We start from the raw sequence: 17,495 nt of genomic DNA on the forward strand, positions 1-17,495 counted from the left end.
GTCGTCCACCCTTTGCCAGTTTTTGCAGAGCCCGATCCCTTGGAGGTCTGCGACGACGGTGTTCCCGACGGTCTCACATCGATCGACCTAACGCTGCGCAACGGTGATATCAGCGGCAACAACCCGGTCTATTCGGTGAGCTACTACCTTACGCAGGGGGATGCAGAGCTTGGCCAGGGCGCCCTTGGGATCCCCTATACCAACGTCACGAACCCACAGACGGTTTTCGTTCGTATCGAGGACACGGTAACGGGCTGCCATGCGACCACGTTCCTTGACCTTGTGGTCGAGCAGGCGCCGGTGGTTAACCTTTTCCCTGAGCCCTTGCGCTACTGCGACCCTGACAACGACGGTTTCGGGGTTTTCGACCTCAGTGCTGCCGACGATGACATCACCGGTGGCGTTGCCGGTCTTACGGTGAGCTACCACGAGACCCCGGCGAATGCCGACAGCGGTGCGGACGCGATAGCGCTGCCCGGGTCCTACAACAATATAGTCGCCGATGTCCAGTTGGTGTACGCACGGGTCGAGAGCGCCACGATAGCGACGGACTGTGCTACGGTTGTTCCCCTTGAGCTGATCGTCGAGCCCAGTCCCCAGATCGCTGTCCCACAGGCCCTTGAGGAGTGCGACGACGCCTCGGCTGACGGTTTAGCGGTCTTCGACCTTACGCAGAGCGCCGATGAGGTCCTTGACGGTCTGGACGGTCTCCAGTACGCTGTGAGCTACCACCTTAGCGCCATGGATGCGGAGATGGGCACCGGAGCGATAGCGTCCCCGAACGGCTATGCGAACACCGAGAACCCACAGACGGTTTTCGTCCGAGTAGAGGACACGGGTACCGTAGAGGGCTGTTGGAAGGTTGTGCCCCTGGATCTTATCGTCAACCCCCTGCCGGTTCTGTCGCCCCCCGATCCCCTGGAGCTCTGCGACGCGGAGACCCCCGGCGACGGGCAGGAGGCCTTTGCGCTAGAGGATGCCAGCGCGGGGATACTCAACGGCCAGACGGGCATTACGCTGAGCTACCACGAGACGCAGTCTGACGCTGACAGCGGTACGGGCGCCCTAGTCGGCCCCTACGTCAACACGGTGAACGCGCAGACGCTTTACGTCCGTGGCGAGGACGACATAACGGGCTGTTACAGCACCGTTACGCTTACCCTTAGGGTTGACCCTGTGCCGTCCCCCGAGCCCGACCCGGACCCCATTGAGGTGTGCGACGATGACAACGACGGCTTTGCGGTGTTCGACCTTGAGCTCCGGACGTTGGAGATCACCAACGGCGAGCCCGACGTTGTGGTGACCTACCACGAGACGCAGTCGGATGCTGAGCAGGGCGACAACGCGCTCTCGAGCCCCTATACGAACGTCGTTGCGGGGGTGCAGCTGTTGTGGGTGCGCTCGGAGAGCACACTGACGGGCTGCTACAGCCTTACGCAGGACACGCTCGAGCTTATCGTAGTGCCGTCCCCTGAGGTTCCCCTTGCCGTTGATGCGCTTGTGGCTTGCGACGACAACGGGGACGGGATCTCCCAGTTCGACCTTACCGAGCGCGATGCGGATATCCTGGGTACCCAGGACGCTTCCCTTGAGCTGACCTACCACTTGAGCGCTGCGGACGCTCAGACGGGGGGGTCGCCCATCGCCGGCGCGTCTAACTATACGAACGCGTCCAACCCCCAGGTGGTGCACATAAGGCTCTTCGACGCTGCTACGGGCTGTTTTGACACGGGCGAGCTTGAGCTTCGTGTCGACCTTCCCCCTGTAGCGGTTGCGCCCCAGCCCCTTGAGCTCTGCGACGACCTTGGGGAGGTTCCCGGCGACGAGGTTACGGAGTTCGACCTAACGGTGCGCGACGTAGAGATCACGGGGGGCAATGCGAGCTGGTCGGTGGACTACTACGAGACGGATGCGGATGCGCAGTTGCAGGAGAACGCGATAGCGGACCCTACGGGGTATACGAACACCTCGGTGGGGGGGCTTCCTGCGAACCCCCAGACGCTCTACGTTGTGGTTACGGACACGGACACGGGCTGCGTGGCGTACACGACGCTGACCATCCGTGTACTTCCCAACCCGACGCCTACGCCTAGCGGAGCGCTTCCGGACCTTGTGCTCTGCGACGTTACCAATGCGGGGGACGGTGTGGAGGTCTTCGACCTTACGGCCAACGAGCTCCTGTTGCTCAACGGCGAGTCTGGCGTTACGGCGAGCTACCACGAGAGCGCGGCCGATGCGGAGGCCGGGGAGAACGCCATATTCGACCCGTTCCAATATGAGAACGCGGTGGCGCCCGGACAGGACATCTACGTACGAGTGACCAACGATGCCACGGGCTGCTATGCGGTTGTGGACTTTGCCGTTCGAGTGGACCCGTTGCCGGAAGCCGTTGCTGTTCCGGACCTTGTCCAGTGCGAGCTGGGCACGGACGGCTTCGACAGCTTTGACCTTTTGTCGATGGACGCCGATGTCCTGGGCGGCCAGTCCCCTGAGGTCTTTGCCGTGAGCTACCACGTCAGTGCCGCTGACGCTGCTTCGGGCACGGACGCCCTGGTGAGCCCCTATACGAACACGTCCAACCCCCAGGAGATCCACGTCAGGATCACCAATACGGAGACGGGCTGCTGGATCGCTGTCCAGCGCTTCCGTCTTCGCGTAGACGAGGCGGCACGGGCCAACCCGGACCTTGGAGAGATACTTTACGAGCTCTGCGACGACGATATGGAGACGGACGGCGACCCTGGGGACGACAGCGTACAGTTCACGCTTTCGAGCCAGGACGGGTTTGTCCTTGACGGGCAGTCCCCATCGGACTATACGGTTAGCTACTATGCCACTGAGGAGGGCGCGAACCTGGGCGCTGGCCCTTTGCCCGACCTTTACGAGAACACGTCCAACCCGCAGGTGATCTACGCTCGGGTGGACAACAATACCCTTTCCGTGCTCCCGATAGCTTTGGACCTTGGGGCGCTGACTTTGGGGCTTGACCTTGACGGCGACGGTAGCGTGGATACGTTCGATACGGACGGCGACGGTACCTTTGACCTCTTGGACGTGGACGGTGACGGGGTGTCGGACGGTATCGACCTTAACGGCGACGGTCTCTTCGAGTTCGTTGACGTTGACGGTGACGGCGAGGGGGACCCGGTTGACCTTGACAACGACGGTACGTTCGACAACCAGGGGGACGGCTCCATCTGCTATGCCGTTGCCGAGCTGACGCTCCGTGTGAACCCCTTGCCTATCGTGATCTTTGACGAGGGCTATATACTCTGTGTCGGTACCAACGGAAGCGAGGCGCTCGATCCCCTGGTGCTCGATACGGGGCTTCCCGATACGGGGCATACCTTCGCTTGGAGCCTCGACGGTGAGGTGCTGTCGGGCGCGACGGGCCCTTCGCTTGGCCCCCTTCGGGGAGGTATCTATGGCGTGGTCGTTACCGATACGGTGACGGGCTGCATCGTTACGGCGGCCACTGAGGTCTTTGAGAGCGAGCCCCCGGTGCTGGTTGCTGAGGTGACGACAGGGGCCTTTTCGGAGAGCCACGCCATAGAGGCGCTGGCCACGGGCCCCGGGGTCTACGAGTACAGCCTTGACGGTGGCCCTTGGCAGGACTCGGGTACGTTTGCCGGGGTATCTGCCGGTGAGCACGAGGTCAGCGCGAGGGACCGCAACGGCTGCGGTGTGGCGTCGGTTAGTGTTTTCGTACTGGACTATCCGCGCTACTTTACGCCCAACGGCGACGGTAGGAACGAGACGTGGAACATCGCCGGCATTGGGGTGAGCGCAAAAATTTATATATTTGACCGCTACGGGAAGCTGCTGAAGCAGCTCAGCCCGACGGGTGCCGGCTGGGACGGTACGTACAACGGGAGCATGATGCCCACGAGCGACTACTGGTTCCTGGTGGAGTACGACGAGCCCACCACCGGACAGCGGAAGGAACTGAAGGCCCATTTTACCTTGAAACGTTAGCCTAATTCAAATTCATATTCTTTTTCTACTTTACAAATACGAACATTATACCAATTGTACCATTGATCTCGACCTTTTTGTTGAGCAAATAGATGTTTGGAATTTGCTTTCCAATTTTTAATAGCGTCTAAACTTTCCCAATAACTTACTGTAATACCTACACCTGAACTGTGCGCAGTAGAAGCATCACTTCTTGCACTATCAATTCCTAAATAGCCTTTTTGCTCTTTAGCAAGATTTTCCATTTCAGTTGCCATTTCAGAATAACCTTTAGTGTTTTCAGTTAAAGTTGATGTAAATATTACAGCAAAGTATGGTTTAAAGTTTTTCATTATTTAAAAATCTTTTGGTATTTCAAATTCTATTATTTTTTCTGTAATGTTATCTTCAAAATCAGTCAATATAAATTTAACAAATACACGATTAGTAATAACGCTTACAGGGAAATCTTTAATGTTATCAATGGTCTTTACATAAGCTAACCAATTTTCACCGCATTTGTCTACAACATCGTCTTTTAAATCTTTGGTTGCCGTTTCTACAAAGCTCATCCAGTCTTTTTCAGAATAGGTAAGCATTTGAAAGGTATTGGACGTTAATTGCTTAAGTGGTTTCCATTCGGTATCGAGTTGTGTCCATTCATTTGAGCTGCAATTAACATCTGTGCTCATAAAAGAGAAACTGTTTTCATAACGTTGAAACAAGCTGACTTGTTTGTAATCGTTATCGTTTAAAATGATGTGTTTACCTTCAGGTGTATCGCTAACATCTACACTGATTATCGCTTTGTCTTCATATTTTAAATCATGGGTTCTTTTATAATCACTTGTTGCAACATTTTTAATTTCAACCTTTAGATGGTCTAAGTTTACTCTAATGGTTCGTGCAATTTTGTTGGGTGACAAATAACCGTCAAATACATAGCCAATATGCGTTCGGGTTTCTACTTTTACCCACTCACCACTAATCTTTTTACCACTATCTAGGATAACTAATTTTTTGTCTGTTTTTTCAATAATACCAATAGCTTCACCATATGCTAGTTTGCTTAGCATTTTTGCACTAATGTCTGGCTGTTCTCTAAGGGATAAACCACTTTCGGCAGCTACATAAGCTTCTTCTTGTTGTGCAGTTACGACTGCTAGATTGCATACTAATCCAATCGCTAAAATCATTTTTAAATAGTTCATAATACTTGTGTTTCGAGTTAAACATTTTAGCGGTTTGTTTTCTTAGATTTAGTTTATTGTTTTCTCGTAGTGCTAGAGATTGCCACGTCATTCTCCCGATAGCTATCGGGATTATTCCTCGCAATGACATAATGTTTTATGGGATTCCTGTATTTTCAGAAATTTATTACTTATTAACAGTGACCCATTTTCCTTTGTTTCTAACCAAGTAGTCATCATTATCGTACATGGCTTCTGCTTGTGCTCCAGGTAAATAATAGGTGCCTAAATACGATGCATTGAGCATCACGGTAAAGGTTTTGGTGCCATAATTTCCTTTTCTATTCATATTAAAATAGAAGTTAACGCGATCATCCCTAATGTCGGTATACCTAGCCTTGCTTATTGTGGTGTCTCCAAAATCAGTAAAGCGTGTATTTACGATATCCCAACCTGATGGAAAAATCTGTGTTAATGCAACATCATTCACATAATCGCTTGTTAGATTTGAAATGCTTACCGTTGCTACGAAATCTTGTCCTTGTTGTAAGTTTGAAATATCAATTTTATTACCTTGTAAATCTTTATAAACGGTTGAAATTGAGAGACCTCTTTGTACGGCCAGTTCTTCGCCTAGTTTTAGTTTTCCTGAATTTAGAATACGAACATAAATGACATTATCTCTTTCATTTGTGATGACCAATTGGTTGTTGCCATCTTTAATTGGCATATGACGTTGAGCCATTCCGTTTTTGGTATCGACGGTTTCTGTCTTCCCATTAATGCTGTAGTTTAGTTTTAAATCTTTACCCCCATTTTGAGTAATTAATTTTCCCATTGCTAGAAGACTATAAGCTGTAGTTTGAGTACTCATCCATTGATCACTAGATAAAGATTTAGCAATGGACTTGGCTAAGTCTACTTTTTTAGGATGATTGGTCAACAACATAGTTTCTAGTGCCATAGCTCTATTTCTATGTAACGATCCATAGGTGTAGCTATCTGATCTCGGTGGCTGAAAATCAATATTTGCTGTTTTAGAGATGGCGTCGCTAGCTTCTTTTTGTCCTGCTAAAGCATAGGCTGCCGCCAATCTCCATTTAGCGTCATTTGAAATCTCTTCAAATTCGCGCAATCGATTCATACTGGCTAAATCTGGGCTACCCGCTAATGCCAACGTGTATAATCGGTAGGCTTGAGCTAAATCACTATTGTAAGTTCTATAACTTGGTCTCCAATCACGGGCAGCTTGTCTTTGGTACGTTATCCAATTGCTCTTAAAGGTTAGTGGTAAAACGAATCCTTTTTTCTCGGCTTCAATCATAAAATGGCCAGCATAACTTGTTCCCCAGTCACTGGCTGTGTTTTCGCCCATCCAATAGCCAAGTCCTCCATCTGGATTCTGAAAATTGCCCAATCGTCTAATCCCATTTTCAATGTTTCGCTGTATTTCTTTTTTCTTTTTTTCAGTGAGATCAAAAATATCTGCTAAGTACAATTGTGGAAATACACTAGATGTAGTTTGCTCTACACAACCATGAGGATAACGAATTAAGTACGCCATTCGTCTTGAGAAATCCATTGGAGGTAAGGTTGAAAATTCTACCGTTGCCGAATTTGTTCCTGGAACTCCAAAGGTTGAAAAGTCAATCGTAGTGTTGGCATTAGCCTGCAATTCGTTATCAATAACGCGAGAGGTCATGGGGTTTGGATTCTCTACATCGATTTCTACTTTATAAGTTGATTTTTCGCCATGTCCTGTAGCCACCACCTCTATGGTATTTATACCTTTTGCTTTGGTAACATCTAGCTCAAAATACACCATTTTTTCATCGGGCTTAGTAAACTGTAGGGATTGCATTTTCTCTCCTTTTACGGTGATACCATCGCTAAGTTTTAATGAAAGATTTACATTTTTCACTTTATTCTCCATTGCAAAAACTGTTACAGGAAGCGTTACCTTTTCACCTGGACTTAGTTTTCTTGGTAAAGTTGCCAATACCATTAACGGTTTTTTGACTTGAACGGACTTTTCAGCACTACCATAAGCTTCCTTGCTATTATTGCCAGCGACGACCATGGTTCTTACAGCACCAACATAGTTTGGCATTTTTAGCTGATGCGTTTTGGTTTGCCCTTCTTTTAATAAGAACGGCCCTAAGTAGGTTACCACAGGCTTAAAACGATTGGCCTTTTTATTCTTGCCTTTGGTAGCTGATCCATCGCCACCAATGGCAAAAACCTGATCGATACTGCCAGAATATGCCCCAATGACGTTATCGAAAATATCCCAAGTTTTTACACCCAAGGCTTCACGCGCATAAAAACTGTTCCAAGCGTTTGGTGTTTTAAAGCGTGTTAAATCCAATAAGCCTTCCTCGACTACTGCAATGGTATAGGTCATTGGTTCATTATTCTTTTCTGATACTTTTATCTCGTAGGATTGTTCAGGTTGAATAACGTCTGGCATATTGATTTGCGGTTCAAGCTTTGTTGCGGGATTTTCTACCATCATTGGAATAACTCCATATAAACGAATTGGTAAATCATTGGATGTTATGGCATGTGGTTGCAACAATGAAATATTGATAAAAACATTTGGTGCCATTTCTGAAGTCACAGGAATGTCTACAGTGGTCTCACCAGGTTTTGTTTTTATCCATTGATGCTGTAATACTTCGGTGCCATTTTCTATACTTACCAATGCTCTTCCTTCAGAACCCGAAGGAAATGTTAATTTTGCTACTTCGCCGACATTATAATTGTCTTTATCTGTTGAGAATACTAACATTTTGGCGGCATCCTTATCTACTGATGTTGAATTAGACCACCAGTTTTTGTAGAAATATGCTGTACGGCCTGTTGCGTGTCCACTAACTGGATCTACAATTCTAATTAAGTAGCGACCGCGATCATTTTCGGGGATATTGACTTTAAAGCTAGCTTTTCCTTTAGCATCGGAGTTGATGACATATTGTTGTACAGGCCTGTGATAGTTGCTAGAGACATAACTTGAAAGATTGTCGTAAGATGAATTCCACCACCAGCGCCATTCAATTTTATAGATTTTAACTTCTAAGTTTTGGCGCTGAAGAGGTTTGCCATCAGTATTCACCGTAGCAATTTCAAAGGTATGGTCTTCACCAGTGAAATAGGAGCCGTAACGACTTCCTTTTGGCGATCTTAGACCAACAAAGCTTTCATAAGGTGCATATGGTATGGTGAAGGCATCGAGTGAAAAATCTCCACCATTTTCAAAAGCCCTTACCAAGAATTGCGCGTTCAACATACCTGGAGCATTCTTACCAATATTTAATTCTGAATCTATTTTTGCATTGCCATCAGCATCTAAATAACCTTCAAAGACATTGGTTTCTTCTGTATTAAATCGCTTTGTAGGGTCATTGAATATATAGTTTTTATAGCCTTCAAAGCTTGTAGTCTTATTGGTGAACTTTGCTTTGATTTCTGCTTTAAGATTTTTTGCAGGTGCGCCATGTAGCCATGCGACATTTAAATCTCCTTGAAGTGGCGTATTTTTGGTAAGGACTTTATCTTTAAAATCGATTTTTATTTTTAAGCGGTTGGGTTTTACCGTTTCGATCTTTAAGTTTTTGGAAAAGCTAGCTCCTCCAACAGAGACTTTAGCGTTGTAATTTCCGGTTTTATAGTCTGGTGAGGTTGGGACTTTAAAATCGAAGAAATTATTGATATTGTCTATCGACACTTTTCTGTAGACCAGTTTGCCCACAGGATCTGTGATTTCCAGTTTTACGGGATGGCGTTTAGGTAGTTGATTCGCTTTGTCGTTGAGTACAAAAGTTAAGAACAAACTGTCTCCAGGTCTCCAAACGCCACGTTCTCCATATATATAACCTTTTAGTCCACGTTGTAATCTGTTACCAGAGACGTCGAACTTACTAAGAGACAAGGAGTTTCCATCAAATAATTTTACATAGCTCACACTTTTACCTTTCGAAACGATTGCAAAAGCTGCTCGTTTTTTGGTGTCGATTTCAATAATACCATCTGTATTTGTTGCTCCATTTGTCAGCTCTTGTTGTTGATAGTTGTACAAGGTTACTTTAGCACCACTTTCTGGACTGGTAGATAGAATATTGGTAACGGCAAAGAAATAGGTATTGTCACTGCCTTGCTTTGCAATAACGCCTAAATTTGAACCTATAAGATTAGCAGCAACAGTTCTATTACCATAATTGTAGTAGGAATATGTGCATGGATTGTCTTTATCTCTCCAAAGGTAATTTGTGTTTTTATAGTTGTAACTTAAGTTGTCCCAATAGCGTTCTTCCCTAAGTTCTTGCTCTTCTTCACTGACATCATCAGAAGCATAAAAGTCTTCTTCATAGTAGTCATCGTAATAATAATCGTCGTAGTAATCTTCTTCATCAATGTCTGTAGTTTCGTTATTTGATGTACAATCATATAAGGAATACTCGCGCTTAAAGCTTAATTCTACTCTATAAATTGCCCCAGGATCTGCACTTAAATATTTTGATAAGTCGATACTGTAGGCTTTCCATTTGCCAGTATTTTGTGACTCATCGTCTATAAGTGTTATGGTTTCTTTGGCAATACGCCTCCCTACACGTTTAATACCATTTTCATAGTTGCTATTCATGTTATTCTCTTGCAAAAACTGAAGTACGTTATCTTCGAATATTTTGATAATTCTCACATCGACCTTGCTAAGGTTAACGGCTTCAAAATTGAATTTTAAATCTTGGGAATTTGGTAAGATTGAACCGTTACTAATCAATCTCACCTGAGGTTTTAGCTCTTCGAAGGTTAAGTTTTGCGCATAAGGATTTTTGAGTTTGTAACCGTCTATACTTTTAATACCTGTAAAAACATCGATTCTAATATCGCCTACTAGTTTATTGTCTGGATATACCTTTAGAACATTTCCGTCGACAATATATTTTGGATTTTTTGCATTTTGAATATTGACTAAACCAGCAAAATTCTGTTGTTTTTTTAATGGGTCGGAAAAGTTAATGGATAGGTATTGTTCTGGATTTTGAATAACATTGGTCTCAACAATGGTGAAATTGTTTTTACCAGGAATAGTAATAAAGTTTTCTCCTTTGTTTTCTGCTTTAATGGCCTTGCCATTCCAAATTACATTAATCTTGCTATCTTCTATTTTGCGTTTAATACTATCTATTCTAAATTCAAAATGTTTTGATGGCTCTGGCACTTCTAACCATACAAGATTTAGATTTTTTTTGTCCTGGGATGCCGCTACTAATTGTTTTGCGTCTTCTAGCTTTATAACATCTGCTGATCGTAACACACCAAGAAGGTATTGCCATTCTTTGTTGTAAGATTGTAAGTTATTGGTAACAACATTAAAGTTTGGTTTTATGGTTTTAAATCTAAAGGTGTAGTACTCAAACTCATTTGGAATATTGGGATAGATTTCGCTCAGTTTTACCGTAACGGTATATTCTGTATTTGGTTCTAGGGCTTCATCTGGTGTAAATAAAAGCGTGTGCTTGTTTAGTGTTTTTAAAGTCCCTTGTGTGTAAGGATACATTTTCACCAATTTGTTATCTAGCTGTTGTTCGGTTTCCCACCCTTCGACTTCTTTTGATAAATTAATTTTAACGGGTTCAACTACTGATACGCGTCCTGATGTAGTATAACTGATATAGTCCCTATACTTAAAGATATTGTCGGTTTCTACTGGCTTTTTTTTGCATGAGATGGTTAACGCTATAAGTGCTAAGAAGGCAAGGTGCTTTTTGATACGCATTGGTGTTGATGGAATTAAATAAAACTTCAGTTAAAAAAAGCGGTAGGGACTTTCTTGTTAATTTAAGTACGCCAGTTTTTATTTCTTTAGATTTTGGGCCGTTGTTAAATTGTTCTTAAAGTTACAAAACACCAGAATGAGTGATTTTAAGAAATTGAAATGTTTTCACGAAGTTTTTAACTAACTAATTACAGAATACCAGAAGTAACCAGAATCATTCTACAAGTTAACTGATTAACGCTTTAAGCCATTTTATTTTCTTGGGTTAGTGAACGACGCATATGACGAAAGAATTTAATCATTATGGTTTTCGATACGATGTAAAAGATCTAAAACTAACTCCTTAAGTTCCCTGTAAGCTGCAATATTTCCATCATGATACTCTAATCTAGCAAAGATGTGATTCTCAAATTCTTGATCATATAACATTTTGTAGTTATCATTTTTATACAGGGAAGAAGGGTTAACATTATCAAAAATATCAGGAATTCCAGAAGAGTTTCTAAAGTTAAAATGTTGATTGAGGTAGGGCACAAATAACGAATTGAGGTCATCATTAGAAATTCTTTCGCGTTCAATGATTTTCATATTCTCAGTACTTAGGTTATATATGGCTTCCCTGATGTCGTCATCCTTTATTAGAGACATATCGCCATTTTCTCTTCCTTCTGTAATGATGTTGAGATTAAGGTTGAGGTGAAAGTCAAAAAAATTATTTCTAACTAACGTATTAATTTTACTTTTGAGGTTAACTGTATCTTTTCCGTTAATAATGGGCAGTAACTGAAGGGACTCCATGTAGCGCTTCTCAAAATCATTAGCCACATAATCTATTCGTTCAATATTTTTCCTTAATTGGTTGGTAAGGCGTTTTACATATCTATTGGCCTTATCGTCTTCAATTCTACGTGTATTCCAATTATTAATCTGTAATGCGATTAAAATTCCAATGACCACTAGAAGAATTTCTCCAATGGCATATTTAAAATACTTTCCCATTTTACTTTGTTCAATTAATGATTTGCGAATATGACGAAAGAATTTAGTCATTAGTTGTTCTTGTTTAGAATAAGTGCAGGTAAGTTTAAAGATTTGTATAAATTGTTGTAGGCATTCATCTCAGTGTTAATAATGGCATCACGTTCATTTTTGTACACTTGCCAATCTTTCATTAAATCCTTAAAACGTTCTTTAGCACCTTCGGTAACTTTTGGATCTGCTTGATTTACATAGAATAGAAGTTGAATCAATTGCGCATTAAGTTTATTGTTGAAATTTATAACATCTTGAAACGTTTTTTGCTTAGCTTGTATGAGATTTTCTTCCCAATCATTTATACGTTTAACTAAATCCTCACCTTTTTCTACAAGTGGTTTTGCATCCTCATTATCTTTTAAAAGCTTTGCATAACTGTTGAGTTGTGTTTTAGCAGACCGCATTTGGTTGACAGACTCGTGCATGTCTCTAATGGTGTTCTCTATAGCAACCAACATGTCTTGTTGTTCTACAAAATCCTGGGGACTGGAATCAATGGCTGGATTTGGAAGAATTGTAGCTATAGTTTCTACGGTTTCGCCCTCCAAAGTTAATCTTAATGCATAATTTCCTGGAGCAACACTAGACCCAGAAAGTCCACCAAAAACAAAAACTTTATTTATAGCTGGTAAAGCTTCTCTATTAAAATCCCAAGTAAATCTATTATAGCCTTTTTTTGAAGATAGAATTTGAGGCTTCGAAGGGCCTCCAGGCCAAGATTTGAAGTCTTTTGACTTTTTGTTGCTATAGGTTCTAATCACTTTTGTACCATCCAATATTTCTAGTTTTAAATCGAGCGTATCGGCATCCTTATCTATGTAATAATCGAATGTAACACCAGATCTTGGATTTTGACCTTGCCCTATTGCTTTTGAAACACCTCCAAAAATGCGATAGCTAGGCTTGGGTTGAAATATTTCAATTGCTTTTTGAATGGTTTTCTGTTGTTGCAAAACTCCTAAGTCATCTAAAATCCAAAAACCACGACCAGAGGTTGCGGCCACCAAATCATTGTCTTGAATAATTAGATCGTTAATAGCAACTATTGGTAAACCTAAGTTGAGACGTTGCCAATGGGCACCATCATCATTAGAGATATACAACCCAGTTTCGGTACCAGCATATAACAATCCTTTTCGATTTTTATCTGCTCTCACAACTCTTGTAAATCCATTAGGGTCATCTAAACCATTGACGATTTTAGTCCAAGATTCCCCATAGTCGTTGGTTTTAAAAATATATGAGTTGAGATCTAAGGATTTGTATCGCATTATTACGACATAAGCTGTTGCAGGGTCGTGTTCAGAGATATCTATACTGTTTATAATACCATCATTAACGCTTTTAGGTGTAATATTCTTCCAACTTGCACCGCCATCTTTTGTAATATGCAATAAACCATCATCAGTACCAGCATAGAGTACACCCTCTTGATGTTGGGACTCTACTAAAGCCGTGATGGTATTGTAATTTTCACCACCAGCAGCTTCGTTGGTGTAAGGTCCACCACCTGGGCCATGCTTTTCTGTTTCGTTCTTAGTTAAATCAGGACTAATTGTAGTCCAACTTGTACCTCCATCTGTAGTTTTAAAAACAACATTACCTGCATGATAAATTGTTGATCTATTATGAGGAGATGAAATTATGGGAGCATTCCAATTGTATCGATATTTGGAGTCTTTTGGCGCGATGCTTAATCCTAATTCGGGGTATTGTTTAATAGACTTTTGTTGTCTAGATGATTTAGTCCATTTGCTAATATTCCCTTGATACGTACCACCATAAACCGTCTCTGGATTGTCGGGGTCAAACGCGATAAATGCACTTTCTCCACCTGCTACAGAATACCAATCTTTCCAATCGATGCCTCCATCATTGGTACGACTTGCAATGGCAATTGCCGAGTTGTCTTGTTGTCCTCCATAAACATTATAAGGCACTAAATTATCGGTGATGACACGATAAAACTGCGATGTTGATTGATTTTGTTGGGTACTCCAACTTTTACCACTATTAAATGAAATATTAGCACCTCCATCATTAGAGTTGATGAGATTGGTGTTATCATGTGGGTTAATCCATAAGTGATGATTATCGCCATGAGGAACAGGAATATTAAAAAAGCTTCGGCCACCGTCGATAGATTTCATAACAGGAGCATTTAAAACATACACTATATTTTCATTTTGTGGATCCGCAAAAATCTCCATATAATACCAAGATCGTGCAATATTGACACGATTACTATTAATCTGCTTCCAAGTTTTCCCCGCATCGTCAGAACGATACACACCTCCTTTTTTGTCTTCCGCTTCTATGACGGCAAATACGCGTTCTGAGTTTGCTCTAGAAACAGAAATCCCGGCTTTACCAAAGGCTTCTGGTAGACCGTTTTCGAGTTTATCCCAAGTCTCACCACCATCGACAGACTTATAAAGCCCAGAATATTCACCACCAGATTCTATGAGCCACGGATAACGACGATGTTGCCACATTGCAGCATATAAAATCCTTGGATTGGTCATATCCATAGATAAAGAGGACGCTCCTGTGGTTGAATTGATAAACAGTACTTGTTCCCAAGTTTGGCCTCCGTCAATGGTTTTATAAATACCTCTTTCGTCGGTTGGGGCATATTGAGCACCTTGGGCACTGATATAGATGATATCGGGATTTGTGGGATGAATAATCACATCCGAAATATGACGTGTATTTTCTAAGCCGATATGCTTCCAAGTTTTTCCTGCATCCATGGATTTGTAAACACCATCTCCCATGGATGTCATAACGCCGCGAGCTGCGTGTTCTCCCATACCAACCACAACGATATTAGTATCGCTTTCAGATACGGCAATGGCACCAACCGAGCCTGTCTTAAAGGAACCATCTGATATGTTTTTCCATGTAATACCAGCATCTGTAGTTTTGAAAACACCGCCGCCTGTTGAACCCATATAATAGGTATATGGTTGTCCTATGACTCCTGTAGAAGCCACACTTCGTCCACCTCTAAAGGGTCCAATATTTCGCCATTTTAATCCATGAAACACCGAATCTACAAGTTTAATAACGGGTTCACTGGATTTCTTTTTTCGTTTTTGAGCATGGTTTGTTATTGGTAGCAAAAGCATGCAAAAGATGAGGAGTTTTAGTGTTTTCATAGGGTTGGTTTTGGTTAGGGTTTGCTTATAAATCTAAAAAAATTAATTTCTGCTAACAATTTCGTCATCTACTATTTCAAGCAATTCTTTAATTTCTTGCTGGGTTTCAATTAGACTTTCACTTTGAGATTGCGTACTCATGAGCATAATAAACAAATAGGCATATACTTCTGGGTCCTTGTGGATAGCCACTTCTGAAATATCTTTTAGACGAGAATCATGGTTGACCAAACTTTTTATGGACTGCTTATTAAACGATTTAATAGCAACATAATCACCAAACTGTCGAGCACGTTGTTTAACACTTTCTTGAGTTGTGGTATTAAACTCTTTTTTATAATACTGTGATAAACGCGATCTTAAACTACTATTTGTAATCAGGTCTACGTTTTCGGCTGCAATCATATTGTCGAATGCAATTCTATTGGGTTCAAAAACATCATAAATAGTTAAGGTGAACATATATTTTATAATCTTGGGCATATACACTTCAGGATCGGAATAACGCTCCAAGGCATAAAACATGGAGTCTGTTAATTGGGATTTTGTTCTATTGAAGTTGACTACTCTGTCAATGGCTTCAATATCATCTTTGAGATTGGCCTTGATATCTTTTAAGTAGCTCTGTTCTTTCGCGTTCCGTATTCTTTGATCTTGCCAACTATTCACTTGAAAGGCCAAAAGAATCCCGATCATTACCAAAAATATTTCACCAATGGCATAAAGCATGTATTTACTTAACTTGGATTTTAGCATGGCATTTATTCTAATCTTTTTAAAAAGTAATGGCATTATTCAGGTTGGTTTAAGTCTCTTAAGATGGTTTCTTGGCAAGTTTTAATGTCCTCCATGAGGAATTCTGAGTAATATATTATCGTATATAAATCTTCTAGTCGTAACCTCATGATACTTCCAAAGGTTGGATCTTTTAGCATTGTCTTAAATTGACTTATTAATTGCTCTTGATTTTCTAGATTTTTAGCTGATAATAAAGACAGGTCACAGTTTTGTGATAAATAAGGATGTATATTATTGATAATGGAATTTTGCGCGTTTTTTTCTATGTTAGAAATACGATCCCACCATTCGAGATACTTTAAAAGTGCATTTTTAGTAGCTTTAGAAGAAACCATATCAAATTTCCCAGACGATTGTAGATCATTTAATTGGGGATGGGATGGTGTATAAAATCTATACATTTTTATGTATTCGAGAAGGGTAGCGATACTGTCAAAATCATTACTGGGAGATAATTCGCCATTTTTAATTTTTAAAACCTTGCTAACAGAGTTTCTTATAACGACCCTCATGCTGTCATCTCCTTTTAATTCAAATTCAGCATTTTCAAATTCGGTTAAAAGCCCTTGTAATATCTTTTGCTCAGCGACTAGATTTTTTCTATGGTCTTTCCAATCATTGAATTGGAGTGCGAGAAGAATACCAATAACCACTAAGATGATTTCGCCAACGGCGTAGAGGAGGTATTTGCTAAAACGGTTTTCTTTGATTAAGCCTTGTCTTATATGTCTAAAGAATTTAATCATTGCGCTTCATCTACTTTAGCAATGATTCGTAGCGGTGCGCCACTTCCATCCTTAATTTTCATAGGTAATGCTATGACTTCAAAACCTTTAGAAGGAAGTTGGTCTAGGTTGGTAATGTTTTCAAAAGCGGGAATATTTTCTGAGAGCAAAATAACGTGACTTTTAAAATATTCGGATTGTCCATAATCGATACTTGGTGTATCAATACCTATAGAATTGATGTTTCTGTTTTCAACCAACCAAGTCGCTGCTTCTGGCGAAAGTCCCGGAAAATGCAATAATTTAACGGCTTCAGGTCCACGTTGGTCAGTGCCTAGATATTTGAGTTTGTCTGGATAATATTTGGAATGTCCTGTGAATAAAAGAATAATAGCACCCTCAGGGATTTCCCCATTAGCTTTTTCCCAATCGATAAAATCCTGTACACTCACTAAATAATCCGGATTGCCGTTAGCGTTTGCTGTAACATCAATTTTAATGCCTTGGCCTACAAGTTTTTCTAATGGAATTTCTTCAACGGATTGCTTCCCTTTTGAAAAGTGAATCGGAGCATCGATATGTGTACCTCCATGTTCTGCAGTTTCAAAATTATTAGCAGCATAGAAATAGCCTTTGTCCGTATCGCCCTTGGCAACAACATCTAATTTGAATTCTTTTGCAGTGACCCAATACACGGTTTCCTCAGAAAACGTATGGGTTAAATCAATAATTTTAGTCTTGGTGGTGGTGTTTTCTGATGTTTTATCTGACTTTTCGCAGGATGACATTAGGCATAGCAAAGCTAATAAACATAGAATATTGAATTTCATAGTTTGAAAATTTTTGGAATAAT

9 protein-coding genes are annotated in these 17,495 nt (G+C 42.0%); 1 reads left to right on the forward strand and 8 read right to left on the reverse strand.

Annotation, left to right across the window (positions count from 1 at the left end):
• Positions 1-39 precede the first annotated feature (39 nt).
• The gene (locus Q0972_RS09145) at positions 40-3,975 is read left to right on the forward strand and encodes a T9SS type B sorting domain-containing protein (protein ID WP_299365086.1); all 3,936 of its coding nucleotides are present in this window, start codon (positions 40-42) and stop codon (positions 3,973-3,975) included.
• On the opposite strand, the gene Q0972_RS09150 is transcribed toward Q0972_RS09145, so the two are convergent.
• The 8 genes from Q0972_RS09150 to Q0972_RS09185 form a co-directional block, all read right to left on the reverse strand.
• Positions 3,972-4,307, reverse strand: coding sequence for an antibiotic biosynthesis monooxygenase (locus Q0972_RS09150; RefSeq protein ID WP_299365088.1), 336 nt, complete (start codon positions 4,305-4,307; stop codon positions 3,972-3,974). The two genes, Q0972_RS09145 and Q0972_RS09150, sit on opposite strands and share 4 nt — an antisense overlap.
• 3 nt (positions 4,308-4,310) lie before the next feature.
• A complete protein-coding gene (locus Q0972_RS09155; protein WP_299365090.1) occupies positions 4,311-5,165 on the reverse strand; it encodes an SH3 domain-containing protein in 855 nt (284 codons plus the stop codon).
• Between the two features lie 166 nt (positions 5,166-5,331).
• On the reverse strand, positions 5,332-10,923 hold the full coding sequence (locus Q0972_RS09160; protein ID WP_299365092.1) for an MG2 domain-containing protein: 5,592 nt from the start codon (positions 10,921-10,923) through the stop codon (positions 5,332-5,334).
• Between the two features lie 294 nt (positions 10,924-11,217).
• A complete protein-coding gene (locus Q0972_RS09165; protein ID WP_299365094.1) occupies positions 11,218-11,973 on the reverse strand; it encodes a DUF6090 family protein in 756 nt (251 codons plus the stop codon).
• Positions 11,973-15,119 carry an exo-alpha-sialidase gene (locus Q0972_RS09170; RefSeq protein ID WP_299365096.1) on the reverse strand — a complete coding sequence of 1,049 codons (3,147 nt, stop codon included), beginning with the start codon at positions 15,117-15,119 and terminating at the stop codon, positions 11,973-11,975. Before Q0972_RS09170 ends, Q0972_RS09165 begins: the two co-directional genes overlap by 1 nt.
• Before the next feature lie 42 nt (positions 15,120-15,161).
• The gene (locus Q0972_RS09175; protein ID WP_299365097.1) at positions 15,162-15,911 is read right to left on the reverse strand and encodes a DUF6090 family protein; all 750 of its coding nucleotides are present in this window, start codon (positions 15,909-15,911) and stop codon (positions 15,162-15,164) included.
• Entirely contained in the window at positions 15,911-16,663 is a 753-nt protein-coding gene (locus Q0972_RS09180; protein WP_299365098.1) for a DUF6090 family protein, read from the reverse strand. Before Q0972_RS09180 ends, Q0972_RS09175 begins: the two co-directional genes overlap by 1 nt.
• On the reverse strand, positions 16,660-17,472 hold the full coding sequence (locus tag Q0972_RS09185; protein WP_299365100.1) for a cyclase family protein: 813 nt from the start codon (positions 17,470-17,472) through the stop codon (positions 16,660-16,662). Before Q0972_RS09185 ends, Q0972_RS09180 begins: the two co-directional genes overlap by 4 nt.
• Positions 17,473-17,495 lie beyond the last annotated feature (23 nt).

The sequence above is a fragment of the Winogradskyella sp. genome (assembly GCF_028282165.1).
Classification (GTDB): domain Bacteria; phylum Bacteroidota; class Bacteroidia; order Flavobacteriales; family Flavobacteriaceae; genus Winogradskyella.